We start from the raw sequence: 16,508 nt of genomic DNA, 5'->3' as shown, positions 1-16,508 counted from the left end.
CCCTATTCTGGGGTAATTCGGCGTTTCTCCTCACCCCGGTGATGGCGGGTGGCCATACTGCTCCTGGCGACAAACCGTGACGTCACGAACGGTTAACGGTTCCCTGAGAGCTTACTGAGCGTCGTAAAGTTTGCGTCGTTGGGCTTTGTTTGAACGTGGGGAAGATGAATGCCGCAGATCTCGCCGCTGGTCGCCGGCGACCCCGGCCAGCTGGGGTCGTTCCGGCTGGTCGGCCGGGTTGGGGAAGGCGGCCAGGGCATCGTCTACCTGGGCGTCACCGATGAGGGTGAGCAGGCTGCGATCAAGCTGCTGCATGTCAAGTTCAGCGGGGACACGATCGCCAGGTCGCGGTTCGCCAGGGAGCTGAAGGCCGCGCAGCGGGTGGCGTCGTTCTGCACGGCCCGGGTGATCGAGGCCGATCTCGACGGCGACACGCCGTACATCGCCAGCGAGTACATCGACGGGCGCGCTCTCAGGGACATCGTCGAAGCCGACGGCCCGCTGCGGGGGACGGCGCTCGACCGGCTGGCGATCGGGACGGCGACCGCGCTGACCGCGATCCACCACGCCTCGATCGTGCACCGCGACTTCAAGCCCGACAACGTGCTGATCGCCGCCGACGGGCCGCGCGTGGTCGACTTCGGCATCGCCAGGATCATCGACTCGAGCGGCACCATCACCAGCCGGGCCATCGGGACGCCCGCGTACATGGCTCCCGAGCAGATCGCCGGAGACGATGTCGGGCCTTATACCGACGTGTTCGCCTGGGGGGCGGTGATCGCGTTCGCGGCGACCGGGGAGACCGTGTTCGAGGGCAACTCGATCGCGGTGGTGCTCAACCGGATCCTCAACCACGAGGTCGACGTGTCCATGCTGCCCGAGCCGCTGCGCGGCGTGGTGCGGTCGGCGCTGTCGAAGTCGCCCGACGAGCGGCCCTCAGCCGATCAGATCCTGCTGCGGCTGCTCGGCCAGCCGGAGACGGTCGGCGCCTCCACGGCCATGCTGACCCGGGGCGTACAGGTGGCCAGCGACGACACCACCCCGTTCATCAGGGTGTCGTCCGGGACGCTCGGCACGGGCGCGCCGTCCAAGGCACAGCTCATGCATCCGCCGGAGCAGTCCTCCGTGACCGGCGGCGAGCCGATCCCCTGGGCGACCGGCTCCACGGCGCCACCGCACCGAATCCTGGACGAGCGGCCGACCGCGGCCTCCCCGGACCCCGGCCCGCCCGGCCCACCGGCGCCGCGCGGCCGCCGCGCGGGGTGGGTCGCGCTGGCCGTGGCGATCCTGCTGCTCGCCGCCGCCTCGATCGTGGCCGTGCAGAACAACTGGCTTCAGCTCGCGCTCGGCGAGGAGCGGGCCTCGCCCCATCCCGCTCCGCCGGGCTCCTTCGCCTCAGTCGTCGACAAGGTGGCGCAGACGAAGAAGATCGTGATCGGTGTGAAGGGCGACCTCCCCGGCGTCTCCCTGGAAGGCGACGGGGGCTTCGAGGGCTTCGACATCGAGCTGGCCAAGCTCGTCGCGGAGCAGCTCGGCGCCAAGCAGACCCAGTTCGTCAGGATTCCCAAGTCCGAGAGGCCGAAGGCGCTGGACGACGGCACCGTGGATCTGGTGATCGCCACCTACTCCATCGACAAGAGCGGTGTCGAGTTCGCCGGCCCCTACTATGTGGCCCACCACGACCTCCTGGTCCGCGACGGCGACCCGATCGAGTCGATCGACGACCTCGTGGGCAAGAAGATCTGCGCCCCCGACAGTCCGTCCGTCCGTAATGTCCAGGCCCGCGTGAAGGTGGAGCTCGTCACGGTGAGCAACTACGCGCAGTGCATGGACCTGCTCAGGAGCGGCGAGGTCGCCGCGGTGCCGGGCGAGGACCTCATCCTGGCCGGCTTCGCCAGCCGCGAGAACCAGCGCTTCAAGATCCTCGGCGCCAAGCTCAACGACGAGCGCTACGCCATCGGGATCAAGCACGGAGACGCGAAGACCTGCAAGGCGGCCAACGGGATCATCGCCGAGCTCTACAGCAAGGACGTCGTCAAGAAGCTGCTGGCCAAGTATTTCGCCAACGTGGACTTCACTCCCGAGCAGGAAACACCCTCGATGGTCTCCTGCGGATGACGAACGGGTAGCATCCGAAAGTCAATGATTCATCCTGCGAGTTAGGGGAAGGCCATGGCCACGCCCGTCAAGGTGACCGTCACCGGAGCCGCCGGTCAGATCGGCTACGCACTGCTGTTCCGCATCGCGTCGGGGCAGCTGCTCGGCCCGAACGTCCCGGTCAAGCTCAGTCTGCTGGAGATCCCGCAGGCGGTGAAGGCAGCCGAGGGCACCGCCATGGAGCTCGATGACTGCGCCTTCCCGCTGCTGTCCGGCATCGAGATCACCGACGACCCGAACGTCGCGTTCGCGGGCGCCAACGTCGCGCTGCTCGTCGGCGCCATGCCGCGCAAGGCCGGGATGGAGCGCGGTGACCTGCTCGGCGCCAACGGCGGCATCTTCGGCCCGCAGGGCAAGGCCATCAACGACCACGCGGCCGACGACATCAAGGTCCTGGTCGTCGGCAACCCGGCCAACACCAACGCGCTCATCGCCCAGCAGAACGCGCCCGACGTACCGGCCGACCGCTTCACCGCGATGACCCGCCTCGACCACAACCGCGCGCTGTCCCAGCTCGCCGCGAAGCTCCAGGTCCCGGTCACCGAGATCAAGAACATGACCATCTGGGGCAACCACTCCGCCACCCAATACCCGGACCTCTACCACGCCGAGGTCGGCGGCAAGATCGCGGCCGAGCAGGTGGAGTCGGAGTGGCTGCGCGACACCTTCATCCCGACGGTGGCCAAGCGCGGCGCCGCCATCATCGAGGCCCGCGGCGCCTCGTCCGCCGCCTCCGCGGCCAACGCCGCGATCGACCACGTCTACGACTGGGTCAACGGCACCGACTGGACCTCGGCCGCCGTCGTCTCTGACGGGTCCTACGGCGTGCCCGAGGGCCTCATCTCGTCGTTCCCGGTGCGGGCGGCGGGGGGCCGGTTCGAGATCATCCAGGGCCTGGAGATCGACGCCTTCTCTCGCGAGCGAATCGACGCCAGCGTCCGCGAGCTCACCGAGGAGCGCGACGCGGTGGCCTCGCTCGGCCTGATCTGATTCGTCCCCGACAAGGCGCGCGTCCGTTTCCGGGCGCGCGTCTTTTTGGTTATATGTACGATTTGCGGCCTATTTCCCTTTTGTTCGCCTACGGGCACATAGTGATTTCCGCGGGGGGATTCGGCGGGGAGGTGGCGAACAGCACCCCCGCCGCCGCCGCGAGGCTACCCAGCACAACGAGGACGCCGAAGACTATCTTCGTGACCCTTGGTGAAAAGCTCCTCACATTTCGATATCACAGCACATATCGGGACTTCCTATACCTATTTCCCGGAAAGCGCTCCCCAAGCGTCAGAGACGATGTCCCGCAGGGAGGGGCGCTCGGCCTTCCAGCCCAGCTCGCGCCGGATCTTCTCGGACGAGGCGACCAGCACGGCCGGGTCGCCCGCCCGGCGCGGCCCGAGAACGGCGGGGATGTCGTGGCCGGTGACCTCGCGGCAGACCGAGATCACCTCCTGGACGGAGAAGCCGGCGCCGCTGCCCAGGTTGAAGATCTTGTGCTCCCCGGGGGTGAGCGCCTCCAGCGCCAGCAGGTGGGCGACCGCCAGATCGGCCACGTGGACGTAGTCGCGCACGCACGTGCCGTCGGCGGTCGGGTAGTCGGTGCCGAACACGCTGACCGACTCACGCTCGCCGGTGGCCACCTTGAGGACGTTCGGGATGAGATGGGTCTCGATGGTGTGCCGCTCGCGGAAGCGGCCGTACGCGCCGGCCACGTTGAAGTAACGCAGGCTCACCGCCCCGAGCCCGTGCAGGCCCGCGTAGGCGGTCAGGGCGGTGTCGACGGCCAGCTTCGAGGCGCCGTACGGATTGGTGGGCCGCGTCGGGTCGCTCTCCAGGATGGGGGAGCGCTCGGGCTCGCCGTACGTGGCCGCGGTCGAGGAGAACACGATCCCGCGCACGCCTTGCACCCGCATCGCGTCGAGCAGCGCCAGCGTGCCGCCGAGGTTGTGCGACCAGTAGAGGCCGGGCTTCTCCACCGACTCGCCGACCAGTGACTTGGCCGCGAAGTGCAGCACCGCCTCCACGCCCGCCAGCGCGTCGTGGGCCTCGGTGATGGACCCGTGAACGAACCGCGCCCCCTCGGGCACGGCGTCCTCATGGCCGGTCGACAGGTCGTCGAGCACGGTCACCTCGTGCCCCGCCTCGACGAGCTGCGCCGCGACGACGCTGCCCACGTATCCGGCGCCTCCGGTGACCAGCAATCTCATGTGTACTCCTGTGGTTATATGTTTAATTTTGTCGGGCTGGGTGTTCAGCATACGCGGGAAACGTGCCGAGTACGCTGCCAACCACCATGTTTGACACCCTCGCGGCCAATATCGCGCTGGTCCTTCTGTTCATCCTCGTCGGCGGCTTCTTCGCCGCCGCCGAGATGGCGATGGTCTCCCTGCGGGAGAGCCAGGTGCGCAAGCTCGCTCAGAAGGGGCGCCGCGGCGAGCGGGTCGCCAAGCTCGCCCAGGACCCCAACCGCTTCCTGTCCGCCGTGCAGATCGGGGTGACCGTCGCCACCATGCTGTCGGCCGCGTTCGGCGCCGACCGGCTCGGCATGCAGTTCGTGCCCGTGCTCGAACGGTGGCACGTGCCCCACGCCGTCGCTCCCGTACTCGCGCTGGTGCTGGTGACGCTGGCCATCTCGTACGTCTCTCTCGTGCTCGGCGAGCTGGCGCCCAAACGCCTGGCCCTGCAGCGGGCCGAGGGGCTCTCGCTGGTCGTGGCGCCCTTCCTCGATCGCGTGGCCATGCTGTCACGCCCGGTCATCTGGGCGCTGTCGAAGTCGACCGACGGCGTGGTCAAGCTGCTCGGCGGCAACCCGCAGGCCGACAGGGAGGAGGTCACCACCGAGGAACTGCGCGACATGGTCGTCGGGCACACCGACCTGACCGCCGACGAGCGGAAGCTGATCGCGGAGGTGTTCGCCGCCGGCAAGCGCCAGCTCCGCGAGGTCATGCTGCCCCGTACCGAGGTGGAGTTCATGGAGGCCGACACCACACTGGCGGAGGCGGCGGTGCTGGCCTCGGGGCTGCCGCACTCGCGCTTCCCCGTCTACCGCGAGTCGTACGACGAGGTCATCGGGTTCGTGCACGTCAGGGACCTGCTCGACCCGGTGCTCACCGGGCGGATCGAGCCGATCAGCGAACTGGTGCCGATCCGGCCGGTCAAGTTCGTACCGGCCTCCAAGCGCCTGCTCACCACGCTCTCGGAGATGCGCGACGAGGGTCACCACCTGGCCATCGTCGTCGACGAGTACGGCGGGACGGCCGGCATCGTCACCTTGGAGGACCTGGTCGAAGAGCTCATCGGCGACATCAGGGACGAGTACGACGTCGAGGGCGACACCGTGGTCCTCCCGGCGGGCGAGATGGAGATCGACGGCCTGACGAACCTCAACGACTTCGCCGCCCTGACCGGCATCCGGCTGGCCGACGGGCCGTACGAGACGCTGGGCGGGTTCGTGATGTCCATGCTCGGCCACGTGGCCGCCGTCGGGGAGATGGTGGAGGTGCCCGGGTTCGAGCTGACCGTCATCGAGCTCGACGGACGCCGTATCGCCAGAGTGAGGGTGCAGCGGCGTCCGGCCGTCGAGTCGCCGCCCGAGCTGGATTCCTGACACAATTGGCTGCTATGGCCAGACCTCGTGTCCTCTCCGGCATCCAGCCCACCGCAGACTCCTTCCACCTGGGCAACTACCTGGGTGCGGTCCGCCAATGGGTGACGCTGCAGGAGACTCATGACGCCTTCTACTGCGTCGTCGACCTTCACGCGATCACGGTGCCGACCGAGCCCGCCGCGCTGCGCCGCCGCACCCGCGTGGCCGCCGCGCAGCTGTTCGCCGCCGGGCTCGATCCCGAGCGCTCGACCGTGTTCGTCCAGTCGCACGTGCGCGAGCACAGCGAGCTGGCCTGGATCCTCATCTGCCTGACGGGCATGGGCGAGGCGGCCAGGATGACGCAGTTCAAGGACAAGTCCGCCAAGTTCGGGGAGAACGCGGCCAGCGTCGGACTCTTCACCTACCCGGTGCTCCAAGCCGCCGACATCCTGCTTTATCAGGCCAACAGCGTGCCGGTCGGCGCTGACCAGAAGCAGCACCTGGAGCTCACCCGCGACCTCGGCGGGCGCTTCAACCACCGCTTCGGCGACACCTTCACCCTCCCCGAGCCGTACATCCTCAAGGAGGTCGAGAAGATCACCGACCTCCAGGACCCGACGGCCAAGATGTCCAAGTCCTCCTCCAGTCCGGCCGGCATCCTCGACGTCCTGGAGCAGCCGGGGCCGCTGCGCAAGAAGGTCATGCGCGCGGTCACGGACACCGGGTCGGAGGTCCTGTTCGACGAGGACGGCAAGCCCGGCATCTCCAACCTGCTCCGCATCCTGTCCGCGCTCACGGCCACGCCCATCCCCGACCTGGTCGCGCGTTACGAGGGGCAGGGCTACGGGACGTTCAAGAAGGACGTGGCGGAGGCCGTCGTGGAGACGTTCACGCCCATCCGGGAGCGCACGGAGAAGCTGCTGGCCGACGAGGCGGAGCTGGACCGGCTGCTGGCCATCGGCGCCGAGCGGGCCGGCGCGGTGGCCCGCCAGACCATGGCCGAGGTACGCGACCGGGTCGGCTTCCTGCCGCGCCTCTGACCGCCTCTGATATGCGCGAACGCCGGGCTGGACCTTCGGCAGATCTAAAGGCAGTGCTTCGGCAGATTTAAAGGCAGAGGTTCGGCAGATTTAAAGGGAGAGCTTCGGCAGATCTAAAGGCCGGGCTAGGGTAGGCGCATGAGGGAAGCGGTCGACTACCTGCCCCGACGTGCGGCTTCTCTGGTGTATGACGCACTTGAGGACACCCGTGTCGTCGTCGTCAACGGTGCTCGCCAGGTCGGCAAGAGCACCCTTGCCGAGCGGGTGCTGCGCAATGTCCCCGGCAGCGTCGCCCGCTTCCTGGACGATCCCGTCACCCGCCTGGCGGCGAATGAGGATCCAGTCCGTTTCGTCCAGCATGACGGCTTGATGCTCATTGATGAGGTGCAGCGGGTTCCTGATCTTTGGCTCGCCATCAAGCACGTGGTGGATCGGGACCCGCGCCCTGGACGATTCCTGCTCACCGGATCCGCGCGCCTCCTCGCGCTGCGCAGCCTCCCTGACTCGCTGCCCGGCAGGTCGGAGACCATCGAGCTCTGGCCGCTCTCGCAGGGGGAGATCGACGGCCACGAGGACGGCTTCATCGACGCGGCATTCGCGATGGGCGAAGATCTGCGCGCCGAATCGATCGGTCTACGCCGGAAGGACTATCTCGCGCTGGCCGCTCGCGGCGGATACCCAGAGGCGATCAAGCGGGCGACCCCTCGGCGTCGTGAACGGTTTTTCGACGGCTATCTCGCGGACTTGATCGCCCGGGACGTGAAACAGGTCGCCGAGATCGAGCGTGCGTCCGACATGCGGCGGTTGGTCGCCCTGCTGGCGGCTCAGACCGGAGGGCTGCTCAACATGAGCCGCCTCGCGAGCGAGCTGGGTCTATCGAGCCCGACTGTTCGCAGCTATGTGGAGATTCTGGAGACTATCTTCGTGGTCCGCCTCGTGCCGGGCTGGTCGTCGAACGCGACCACGAGAGCCGTTGCCACGCCCAAGGTGATCTTCGTCGACTCCGGCATGGCTGGATACCTCACCAGTGGAAGCGTCGCCGACGCCACCCATGGCGGGCTCCTCGAGAACTTCGTGCTCAGTGAGATGACCAAGCAGCTGACCTGGGCCGACATCTCGGCTCGCCTTTACCACTATCGAGACCGGGACCAGTACGAGGTGGACGGGGTCCTCGAGAACAACGCGGGCGAGATCGTCGCCATCGAGGTCAAGGCGGCGGAGACCGTTCGCGGCGACGACTTTCGCGGACTGCGGCACCTCAAGCGTCGCTTGGGCGACCGTATGCTTGCCGGATTCGTTCTCTACTGCGGGCCTGAGTCGTTGAGCTTCGGCGACGGGCTGTCCTGCCTTCCGGTTTCCGCTCTTTGGACCACCCGGTCTCCGGCCCAGGCGCGGCTTTCCGGCGATCAGTAGTCAAGGCGGGGATCACCAGGGGACGACGCCGCCTTCCTCGCTGAGGAAGGTGCCGGTCGTCGACATGGTGGTGGCCTGGCGGGCGATGTGGGTGCCGCCTTCGTCGGCCGTCAGGGTGCCGCTGTGGTTGTTGAGGTCGGTGGCGCAGAAGCCGGGGGAGACCGCGTTGACCTTGATCGGGGTGTCGCGTAGTTCGTCCGCGTAGATCAGGGTGATCGCGTTCAGGGCGGCCTTGGAAGAGTTGTAGCCGAGGAGCCGGCTGTAGTCCTTGAAGGGCGAGTCCGGGTCGGTCAGGAACGCGATCGTGCCCAGCCCGCTCGACACGTTGGCGATGTGCCCGGCCGCCGACCTGCGGAGCAGCGGGAGCATCGCGTTGGTCACCGCGACGACCCCGAACACGTTTGTCTCGTAGACCGCCCGTAGTTCCGCCACCGGCAGCTCGCTCGGGCGGTATGGGCGGTCGCGGGTGACGGCGGCGTTGTTGATGAGGATGTCCAGGCGGCCGAACTCCGCGTCGATGTACGCCGCGGCGGCCTCGACCGTGGCGAGGTTGGTGACGTCGAGCCGGACGAACCGGGCGTCCAGCCCTTCGCCCACCAGATCAGCCTCGGCCTTCTGCCCTCTCTCCTCGTCGCGGGCGCCGAGGAGCACCACGTGTCCCTCCCGGCCGAGCTGCCGCGCGGTCGCGTAGCCGATCCCCTTGTTGGCTCCGGTGATGAGGACGATCTTCTGCTCCGTCGAGTACGTCATGACCTCAGGGTCACGGAGGCCGCGCGGGGTCGGTAGAGCATCGCTGAGCCTGGGATCGGAGATACCACGCTTCGGTGCGGCTGCTACTGCTAGCGGAAGCGGCGGCGGCCCACGGCCAGGAGGACCTCCCGGAGGGCGTCCGCCGCCTTCCGTACCGTTTCCTCAGGGACGCCCGCCATCACCTCTTCGTGGGCCTTCCCCGAGACCTCCAGGGCGGTGTTGGCCAGGCGCAGGCCCTCGGGGGTGAGCTGGACCCAGCGGCTGCGCGCGTCGCCCTCGTTCGCCGCCCGCTCCACGTAGCCCGATGCCGTGAGGCGCTGCAGGACGTTGCTCGTGCCGCCCGAGGTGAGGTATAGGCCCTTGGACAGCTCGCTGGGCTTGAGCCGGTGCGGGGGGCCGGTGCGGGCCAGGGCGGCGAGGACGTCGAACTCGGCATACGTCAGGCCCAGGTCCGCCAGTTCGGCCTTGATCGCCGTCTCGAAGAGCATGTTGAGGCGGGACATGCGCTTGCTCAGTTCGAGGTCGGCGATGAGCGATGACGACAGGCCGGAGTTCTGCCAGCGGGGGACCATCGCGTCGACGTCATCGTGCTTCATGTGATTGAGGATACTTGGCAGTATATTGCTTTCTGAAAAGCTTCTTACTAAGCTTTTGGCATGGCAATCACTTTGATCAAGAATGGGATCGTCGTTGACACCGAGCCGGAGCCTGTCGTGCTCGGGCGGGTGGACGTGCGGGTCGAGGGCGGCCGGATCGCCGAGGTGGGGCCGGACCTGCCCGAGGTGCCGGGAGCGGAGGTCGTCGACGCGACCGGGATGATCGTGCTGCCGGGGTTCGTCGACAGCCACCGGCACACCTGGCAGGCCGGGATCAGGGCGATCGGGCCGGACATCACGTTCGGCGGATATCTGCAGCGCGTCCTGGGCGAGCTGGCTCCCGGTTACCGGCCCGAGGACGTCTACGCGGGCAACCTGGCCGGCGCGCTGGAATGCCTGGACGCCGGGATCACCACGCTGCTCGACTGGTCGCACGTGCAGTTCACGCCCGAGCACACCGACTCGGCAGTACGGGCGCTGCGCGAGTCGGGCATCAGGGCGATCTTCGGCTACTGCCACGGCGGGCCCCGGGAGAACCTGCGCAAGGAGGGGCACCGGGTCCATGACGAGCACTTCGGCACGGCCGGTCTGGTGACCATGGCGATCGCCGCGCTCGGGCCGGAGATCGTCAGTGAGGACGACGCGCTGGCCGAGTGGCGGCTGGCCCGCGAACTCGACCTGCCCGTCACCGCGCATCTCGGCGGCCACGGCAGGGAGAGCTCCACCAAGGGGCTGGCGTTCCTGGAGGCCAACGGGCTGCTGGCGCCGCGCACGACGTACGTGCACGCCAACCACTACAGCGACGACCAGCTGAAGCTCATCGCCGACAGCGGCGGCGGCGTGTCCGTGTCGCCGGTCGACGAGATGACCCTCGGCATCGGCTATCCGATCACCGGGCGGGCGCGGGCCGCCGGGATCCCCGCCTCGCTCAGCGTCGACTCCGTGACATGCGCGCCCGGTGACATGTTCAGCCTGATGCGGACCGCGTTCACGCTGGAGCGGGGCCGTCCGGACGGGCAGGGGATGGGGTTCCGCACCCGTGACGCGCTGCGGATGGCCACCATCGAAGGCGCCGAGGTGGTCGGGCTCGGTGACACCGTCGGCTCGCTGCGGGTCGGCAAGCAGGCCGACCTCGTGCTGCTGCGTACCGGCACGCTGGGCATGGCGGCCGCGCACGACCCGATCGGGGCGGTGGTGCTCAACGCCGACACCAGCGCCGTCGACACCGTCCTGGTCGGTGGACGGGTGGTCAAGCGGGGCGGCAGGCTGCTGCACCACGACGTGACGGAGGTGCTCGCCAGGCTCGCGGAGTCCGCCCACGCCGTCGTCACAAGCGCGTCACGCTCATAGCCTCACCACCCGCGTCGCGCTCACCACCCGTGCGAAGCTCCTGAGTGCCGGGCTCCGTGGTAGAAGAGCGCCAGCCAGGGCAGGTGTCCGGCGACGACGGGGCACCTCGGAAGGCGGCGCGCGGCGGTGTTGGCGAAAGTGATGGCACGCGTCGAGTCGGCCAAGGCCCGGAGTGGCCGCGTCGTCGAGTCCTGGCGGGTGCGCCGGCTCTGGATCGACCACCTGATGAGGACCGTGCAGCGCTACCAGCTGCGGTTCGGCGATCGGCTGGCCGGTTCGGTGACCTATTTCGCGTTCCTGTCGTTCTTCCCGCTGGTCGCGCTCGCGTACGCGCTGTTCGGCTACGTCCTGTCGTACGACCAGAACGCCATCACCACGCTCGAATCGGCGATCAAGGACCAGTTGCCCGGACTCGCCGACCAGATCGACCTCCAGGCCATCGCCCAGGCCAGGGCGACGGCCGGGATCATCGGCCTGGCCGGTCTGCTCTACGCGGGGCTGGGTGCCGTGGACGCGCTGCGCGGCGCGCTGTGGGAGATGTCGATGACCACGGCCCCGCCGCCGAACTTCTTCGTCGCCAAGCTGCGCGACCTGATCTCCCTGCTCCTGCTCGGCGTGACCATGATCGTGTCGGTGCTGGTCGGCGGGGCCGCCACGCAGGCGACGACCAAGGTCGCGGTGGCTCTCGGGCTGGGCAGCGCGCCGGTGACGACCGGCACGCTCTGGCTGGTGGGACTGCTGGCCAGCGTGGCCGCCGACTGGGTGCTGTTCCTGATCCTGCTGGGCTGGGTGGGTCGCGCCACCCAGCCCTTCCGGGTGCTGGCCAGGGGGGCGCTGCTCGGCGCCATCGGGTTCGGGCTGCTCAAGCAGGTCGCGTCGCTGCTGCTGGCGCTGACGCTGGGCAATCCGATCTACGGCGCGTTCGCCGTCATGGTGGGGCTGCTGGTCTGGATCAACTTCTCCGCCAGGGTCATCCTGTACGTCGCCGCCTGGACCGCCACGGCCGGGCTCTGCCCGCCGCCCGCACCCTCGCCCATCCCGTCGAACACGCCCATCCCGTCGAACACGCCCATGCCGTCGGCCTCGCCCATCCCCTCGAACGAGGTCACCTGACCCCTCAGCGTCGCGAGTTGCGCCGGCGGCGGATGCCGTAGCCCAGCCAGGTCAGGCCGAACAGCAGCCCGCCCCCGATCACGATCGAGCCCACCGTACGGCTGGTGTCCGTCTGCTTCGACGCGGCCGAGTCGAGCAGCGGTGCCGTCACCGGTGGCGCGGTGACGACCGGTGCGGCGCTCGCCTGCTGGGCGGGCAGCTCGACCGGCAGTGGATCGACGAGCCTGCCGACCGGCGTGACCTTGCCCCGGGCGGCGAAGCCCCAGTCGAGCAGGCTCGCCACCTCCTCCCAGAAGTACCCCTCGTGCCGCATGATGGTCACGATGATCGTGTGGCCGCCACGTGTCGCGGCGCCGACGAAGCTGGCCTGGGCCTTGGACGTCCAGCCGTTCTTGACGCCGATCATGCCCTGGTAGCGCCACAGCAGCTTGTTGTGGTTGCTGATCTCGTAGTAGTTCTTGGGCGCCGGAAACTTGGCAACCTTCGTACTGATATATCGCCGGAAGTCGGGGTTGCCGAGTCCGGCTCGTGCGATGAGCGCCAGGTCGTACGCCGAGCTGCTCTGCCCCGGCTTGTCCAGCCCGCTGGGCGTCTTGGCCACCGTGTCGTTCGCCTGCAGGCGCTTGGCCTCGGCGTTCATGTCACGCATGGTCTTGGACAGGCTGCCGTTCGTCTCGGCCAGGGCCATCGCCGCGTCGTTCCCCGAGGACATCAGCAACGCCTTGAACAGGTCGTCGACCTTGTAGAGCGGCTTGGTCGTCAGGCCGACGGCCGTGCCCTCCTGGTCGACCGCGTTCCGGCTGGGCTTGACCTTGAGGTTCTTGTCCAGCTTGGGGATGAGCGTGAGCGCGGTGAGCGTCTTGAGCGTGCTGGCCGGCAGGTAGTGCCCGTGCGGGTCCTTGGCCGCGAGCACGTCGCCGGTCTCCAGGTCGGCGATGACGTACGAGGTGGCCTTGGACTTCGGCGGTGCCTTGATGCCGGCGGGTCTCACCAAGCCGCGACTGCTCAGCAGGTCCCCGCCGACGGGCTTCGGCGTCGGGGTAGGAGTCGGCGTGGCATGGGCGGTCCCCGTGAGCGCGACCGTCGCGAGGAGTGCCGTGAGGAGTGCCGAGACGGGCACCGGTTTCATCAGCATGGCGGTCTCAGCGTAGCTTCGTGTCATTGCACATGTGCCGACACATCCCCTGATGATCGGCACCTGATACTAGAGAAGTGGTCATGTCGCGAAAGATCGCCGGATTCCTCATCGTGCTCGGCGTGTTCATGGTGTTCGAGTGGATCAACCTCGGGTTTAACCTGGCAGACGGCCATCCCACGAGCTTCTACGTGGTGCACGGCATCCTGATCGCGGTCAATCTCATACTCGCGATCGTATTGGCCGTCATCGGCTGGAAGGGGCTCCGCAGAGCGCGCGGCGAGTGAGCCGGTGGAGTTCGTCGGCCTCCTCGCGGGAGTCGCCGATCGTGGTGAAGCCGAGCTTGCCGTGTTCGGGGAGCGCCCCGAGCAGGTGGAAGACGTTTCCCGTACGACGGGTGTGGTCGAAGCCGAGGCCGAGCGCCTCGACCATCCGCACGACCTGGCCGGGGGAGCGGCCGCGCAGGCAGCCGGCCGCGCAGTTGTCGGTCGCGGTGTAGTACTTGGGCTGGTCACCGGCCATGAGCAGCCCGGTCCCCGGATCGTAGGAGGCGCCGGTGGTCAGCACGGCGGCGCCGAAGGGGTGTGTGGTGCCGCCGATCCGCAGGTTGACCTCGCACAGCAGCGCCGCGTATCCGGCGTCGGTCTCCAGCGCGAAGAAGTCCATGCCGAACAGTCCCACCACGCCCCGCTCCGCCATCACCCGGGCGATCCGCTCGGCCGACGCGCCCACCTCGGCCCGGTACTCCGGCGCCGCGGGGAACGTACAGCCCTGGTAGACGTCCTGGTTGGCGCCGCCGAGCACCTGGTCGTGGGTGGCCACGACGCTGTACCGGCCGCCGGGCGTGATGCGGGCCAGCGCGCTGGGATAGTGCAGCGGGCGGTGCTCGATGAACTCCTCCACGACCGCGCCGCGTTCGCGGATCTTCGCGGTGAAGCTCTTCCAGGTCTCGCCGTACGCGGAGAAGCTCGTCCCAGGCAGATCGCCCTTGGGCACGATGGCGTTGCCGAGCCCCGAGTAGCCGTCGTTCAGCTTGACCATCACCCGCTGGCCGGGCAGGGCCTCGATCGCGTCCTCGATCTCGGCCAGGGAGTGCAGATCTCCGAACCCGCGGGCCATCGGCACGCCGGCCTCCTGGCCGATCTCGCGGGAGCCGCTCTTGGAGCCGTAATAGGCGAGCGACGTGGCCGGGCCGTACACGGGAATGCCCAGCAGCGCGGCGAACTCCTCCTCCAGCTCGCTCAGCACGAACGGCACCATCCACGCGTCGCCGTCGATCGCCGCACGCACCTGCTCGACCATCTCGGGCCGCGAGAGCAGGGTCCTGGTCAGCGGCTGCGAGTGCGGGTCGTCGAGAGTGATCAGCCGCAGCCGTTTGGCGGCGTCATCCGGGTCTGGCAGGAAGCTGAAATAGTAGGCGATGATGTCCGGATCGATGGGCGCGGAGGAGAGGTAGATCACTTTGACGCCGGGCTCGCGGAGGGTGAGGAGGAGGAAGAGCAGGCGCTCCTCGTAACACCTCGCACCGGTGATGCGGCGCAGCTCGTCCTGCGGAAGAGAGAGCGAGGGTACGACCACCAGGGTCCCCTCGCTCGGCTCGAAGATGCTCAACCCGGCATACTTCTCCCCGAACGGGATTTTAGTGATCATATTGCGAGTGAAACACGCATTCTACGCGAAAGCATCCATCGTCGGAGTGTCATGACCATGACGGGAGGTGACAGGATTGGAAAGCGCAGACCACGTTTGGAAGTCGTGTCCACGGGTCACCATCTAATGATCCCTTGTGACTATTTTCCGGGTCATCCGCGCGCTCACTCAGGGTGACGACCTGCGGTTACGGGCATGCAGCCGCCCGGCTTTCGGGGTTTCTGTCGGCGCGAAGCCACACGCAAGAGATAAAGTTGGAACATCGCCTTCGGGTTCATGGCCGACCGCCGTGTTTCCGCAGTGGGTTGTCCTCAGGAGGGGATCACAACCCCGTGCTGACGATCTCTGGCACCGAAACCTGTGGGTGCGGCATTTTCGCCCGCCGGCTGCTCTGACCGGACAGTCGGCCGCAGCGAGGCCAAAGGACTATTTACGGCGCTATAAGCCGTGTGACTTCGGGTGGTTGACGATCACATGGCAATTGGACAGGACGGTGAACTCATGCGGGGACGTGAGCTTCGGGGGGAACTCGACGCGTTCCTGACGGAGACCGATCAGGAGTTGGTGGCATTCCGCCGCGACTTGCACATGCATCCTGAGCTGGCCTTCGCTGAATATCGCACGACTCAGCGCATCGCCGAGCGGCTCACCGCCGCCGGTCTGGTGCCGTCGGTGCTGCCACGCGGCACCGGCCTGATCTGCGACGTGGGCAGCGGAGACGGCCCCACGGTCGCGCTGCGCGCCGACATCGACGCGCTGCCGCTGCACGACGAGAAGGACGTGCCCTACCGCTCGACCGTCCCGGGCGCCTGCCACGCGTGCGGCCACGACGTGCACACCACGATTCTGCTCGGCACCTCGATCTTCCTCGCCCAGCAGGCCGCCGCGGGCCTGCTGCCCGGCCGGGTCCGCCTGATCTTCCAGCCCGCCGAGGAGCTGCCCGGCGGCGCGCTCGAGGTCATGGCGCACGGCGGCATCAGCGGCGTGGAGCGCATCTTCGGCCTCCACTGCGACCCGCGCGTCGACCTCGGCCACGTCGGGCTCAAGCCCGGCCCGATCACCTCCGCCTGCGACAAGCTGGCCATCAGGGTGTCGGGTCCCGGCGGCCACACGGCCCGCCCGCACCTCACCGCCGACCTGGTCTTCGCCCTCGCCAAGATCCTCACCGAGCTGCCCGCCGCGCTCTCGCGCCGGGTGGACCCGCGCTCCTCGCTCAGCCTGGTCTGGGGCAAGGTCCAGGCGGGTTCCGCGGCCAACGCGATCCCTGACGACGGCGTGGCCGAGGGGACCGTGCGCTGCCTCGACGAGAACGCCTGGCACGCGGCCCCCGACCTGATCAAGTCGCTGCTGGAGTCGGTCGCCGGCGCTTACGGGATCGACGCGACGATGGAATACACGCGCGGGGTGCCGCCCGTGGTCAACGACGAGATGAGCGTCGACATGCTGGCGGAGGCGGTCGAGCGGGCGCTGGGGCCGGGCGCGGTGGTGCCCACGCAGCAGTCGCTCGGCGGCGAGGACTTCGCCTGGTACCTCGAGTCGATCCCGGGGGCGCTGGCCCGGCTCGGCACGCGCTCGCCGGGTGGCGTGACGTACGACATCCACCAGGGGACCTTCGACATCGACGAGGCGGCGATCGGCATGGGCGTCCGACTCATGGCCGCCACCGCCCTCACTGCTCTTTGGGAGCCGGTTGTCGACTCTGTTCTCGCCTGATTTTTTTCTTT

Annotated in this window: 14 protein-coding genes; 9 read left to right on the top strand and 5 right to left on the bottom strand. The window is 68.3% G+C overall.

The window, feature by feature from the left end:
- The first annotated feature begins 168 nt into the window (after positions 1-168).
- Positions 169-2,118: a serine/threonine-protein kinase gene (locus ACQP2T_RS54185; protein WP_433512581.1), complete on the top strand. Its 1,950-nt coding sequence runs from the start codon at positions 169-171 to the stop codon at positions 2,116-2,118.
- A 54-nt stretch (positions 2,119-2,172) separates the two neighbouring features.
- On the top strand, positions 2,173-3,147 hold the full coding sequence (locus ACQP2T_RS54180) for a malate dehydrogenase (protein ID WP_433512580.1): 975 nt from the start codon (positions 2,173-2,175) through the stop codon (positions 3,145-3,147).
- 263 nt (positions 3,148-3,410) lie between these two features.
- Here ACQP2T_RS54180 and galE read toward each other — a convergent pair whose 3' ends face one another.
- On the bottom strand, positions 3,411-4,358 hold the full coding sequence (galE, locus tag ACQP2T_RS54175) for a UDP-glucose 4-epimerase GalE (protein ID WP_433512579.1): 948 nt from the start codon (positions 4,356-4,358) through the stop codon (positions 3,411-3,413).
- 86 nt (positions 4,359-4,444) lie between these two features.
- On the opposite strand from galE, the gene ACQP2T_RS54170 reads away from it, so the two are divergent.
- The 3 genes from ACQP2T_RS54170 to ACQP2T_RS54160 all read left to right on the top strand — a co-directional run bounded on the left by ACQP2T_RS54170 (position 4,445) and on the right by ACQP2T_RS54160 (position 8,190).
- Positions 4,445-5,758 (top strand): hemolysin family protein, encoded by a 1,314-nt coding sequence (locus tag ACQP2T_RS54170; RefSeq protein WP_433512578.1) that lies wholly within the window; start codon positions 4,445-4,447, stop codon positions 5,756-5,758.
- 14 nt (positions 5,759-5,772) lie between these two features.
- Complete coding sequence (gene trpS, locus ACQP2T_RS54165) at positions 5,773-6,777, top strand: tryptophan--tRNA ligase (protein WP_433512577.1); 1,005 nt, start codon at positions 5,773-5,775, stop codon at positions 6,775-6,777.
- Positions 6,778-6,915: 138 nt separating this feature from the next.
- Positions 6,916-8,190 carry an ATP-binding protein gene (locus ACQP2T_RS54160; protein WP_433512576.1) on the top strand — a complete coding sequence of 425 codons (1,275 nt, stop codon included), beginning with the start codon at positions 6,916-6,918 and terminating at the stop codon, positions 8,188-8,190.
- Between the two features lie 12 nt (positions 8,191-8,202).
- On the opposite strand, the gene ACQP2T_RS54155 is transcribed toward ACQP2T_RS54160, so the two are convergent.
- Both ACQP2T_RS54155 and ACQP2T_RS54150 read right to left on the bottom strand, forming a co-directional pair.
- Positions 8,203-8,940 (bottom strand): SDR family oxidoreductase, encoded by a 738-nt coding sequence (locus ACQP2T_RS54155; RefSeq protein WP_433512575.1) that lies wholly within the window; start codon positions 8,938-8,940, stop codon positions 8,203-8,205.
- A gap of 89 nt (positions 8,941-9,029) precedes the next feature.
- Positions 9,030-9,536, bottom strand: coding sequence for a MarR family winged helix-turn-helix transcriptional regulator (locus ACQP2T_RS54150; RefSeq protein WP_358548688.1), 507 nt, complete (start codon positions 9,534-9,536; stop codon positions 9,030-9,032).
- Between the two features lie 60 nt (positions 9,537-9,596).
- Between ACQP2T_RS54150 and ACQP2T_RS54145 the strand changes: the two genes are divergently transcribed.
- Positions 9,597-10,886: an amidohydrolase family protein gene (locus ACQP2T_RS54145; protein ID WP_433512574.1), complete on the top strand. Its 1,290-nt coding sequence runs from the start codon at positions 9,597-9,599 to the stop codon at positions 10,884-10,886.
- Positions 10,887-11,027: 141 nt separating this feature from the next.
- Positions 11,028-11,999 carry a YihY/virulence factor BrkB family protein gene (locus tag ACQP2T_RS54140; protein ID WP_433512573.1) on the top strand — a complete coding sequence of 324 codons (972 nt, stop codon included), beginning with the start codon at positions 11,028-11,030 and terminating at the stop codon, positions 11,997-11,999.
- Between the two features lie 4 nt (positions 12,000-12,003).
- On the opposite strand, the gene ACQP2T_RS54135 is transcribed toward ACQP2T_RS54140, so the two are convergent.
- Positions 12,004-13,134, bottom strand: coding sequence for a D-alanyl-D-alanine carboxypeptidase family protein (locus tag ACQP2T_RS54135; protein ID WP_433512572.1), 1,131 nt, complete (start codon positions 13,132-13,134; stop codon positions 12,004-12,006).
- Between the two features lie 83 nt (positions 13,135-13,217).
- Between ACQP2T_RS54135 and ACQP2T_RS54130 the strand changes: the two genes are divergently transcribed.
- Positions 13,218-13,421, top strand: a complete 204-nt coding sequence (locus ACQP2T_RS54130) for an SCO4848 family membrane protein (protein ID WP_358431626.1) — start codon at positions 13,218-13,220, stop codon at positions 13,419-13,421.
- Here the strand turns inward: ACQP2T_RS54130 and ACQP2T_RS54125 are convergent.
- Complete coding sequence (locus tag ACQP2T_RS54125) at positions 13,381-14,784, bottom strand: peptide ligase PGM1-related protein (RefSeq protein ID WP_433512571.1); 1,404 nt, start codon at positions 14,782-14,784, stop codon at positions 13,381-13,383. The genes ACQP2T_RS54130 and ACQP2T_RS54125 overlap by 41 nt on opposite strands.
- 501 nt (positions 14,785-15,285) lie before the next feature.
- On the opposite strand from ACQP2T_RS54125, the gene ACQP2T_RS54120 reads away from it, so the two are divergent.
- Positions 15,286-16,497, top strand: a complete 1,212-nt coding sequence (locus ACQP2T_RS54120) for a M20 family metallopeptidase (protein ID WP_358548674.1) — start codon at positions 15,286-15,288, stop codon at positions 16,495-16,497.
- Positions 16,498-16,508: the final 11 nt, after the last annotated feature.

This window comes from Nonomuraea sp. CA-143628, assembly GCF_050942315.1.
Lineage (GTDB): Bacteria > Actinomycetota > Actinomycetes > Streptosporangiales > Streptosporangiaceae > Nonomuraea.
Note: the sequence above shows the minus strand (reverse complement) of the source record. Positions and strands in the feature narration are given on the sequence as shown.

Bases quoted from the DNA above. Each gene is read 5' to 3' on its own strand.
- ACQP2T_RS54145 (WP_433512574.1), top strand. From the start codon at position 9,597: ATGGCAATCACTTTGATCAAGAATGGGATCGTCGTTGACACCGAGCCG.
- ACQP2T_RS54180 (WP_433512580.1), top strand. From the start codon at position 2,173: ATGGCCACGCCCGTCAAGGTGACCGTCACCGGAGCCGCCGGTCAGATC.
- ACQP2T_RS54130 (WP_358431626.1), top strand. From the start codon at position 13,218: ATGTCGCGAAAGATCGCCGGATTCCTCATCGTGCTCGGCGTGTTCATG.
- ACQP2T_RS54185 (WP_433512581.1), top strand. From the start codon at position 169: ATGCCGCAGATCTCGCCGCTGGTCGCCGGCGACCCCGGCCAGCTGGGG.
- ACQP2T_RS54120 (WP_358548674.1), top strand. From the start codon at position 15,286: ATGCGGGGACGTGAGCTTCGGGGGGAACTCGACGCGTTCCTGACGGAG.
- trpS (WP_433512577.1), top strand. From the start codon at position 5,773: ATGGCCAGACCTCGTGTCCTCTCCGGCATCCAGCCCACCGCAGACTCC.
- ACQP2T_RS54155 (WP_433512575.1), bottom strand. From the start codon at position 8,940: ATGACGTACTCGACGGAGCAGAAGATCGTCCTCATCACCGGAGCCAAC.
- ACQP2T_RS54150 (WP_358548688.1), bottom strand. From the start codon at position 9,536: ATGAAGCACGATGACGTCGACGCGATGGTCCCCCGCTGGCAGAACTCC.
- ACQP2T_RS54140 (WP_433512573.1), top strand. From the start codon at position 11,028: ATGGCACGCGTCGAGTCGGCCAAGGCCCGGAGTGGCCGCGTCGTCGAG.
- ACQP2T_RS54135 (WP_433512572.1), bottom strand. From the start codon at position 13,134: ATGCTGATGAAACCGGTGCCCGTCTCGGCACTCCTCACGGCACTCCTC.
- ACQP2T_RS54160 (WP_433512576.1), top strand. From the start codon at position 6,916: ATGAGGGAAGCGGTCGACTACCTGCCCCGACGTGCGGCTTCTCTGGTG.
- ACQP2T_RS54170 (WP_433512578.1), top strand. From the start codon at position 4,445: ATGTTTGACACCCTCGCGGCCAATATCGCGCTGGTCCTTCTGTTCATC.
- galE (WP_433512579.1), bottom strand. From the start codon at position 4,358: ATGAGATTGCTGGTCACCGGAGGCGCCGGATACGTGGGCAGCGTCGTC.
- ACQP2T_RS54125 (WP_433512571.1), bottom strand. From the start codon at position 14,784: ATGATCACTAAAATCCCGTTCGGGGAGAAGTATGCCGGGTTGAGCATC.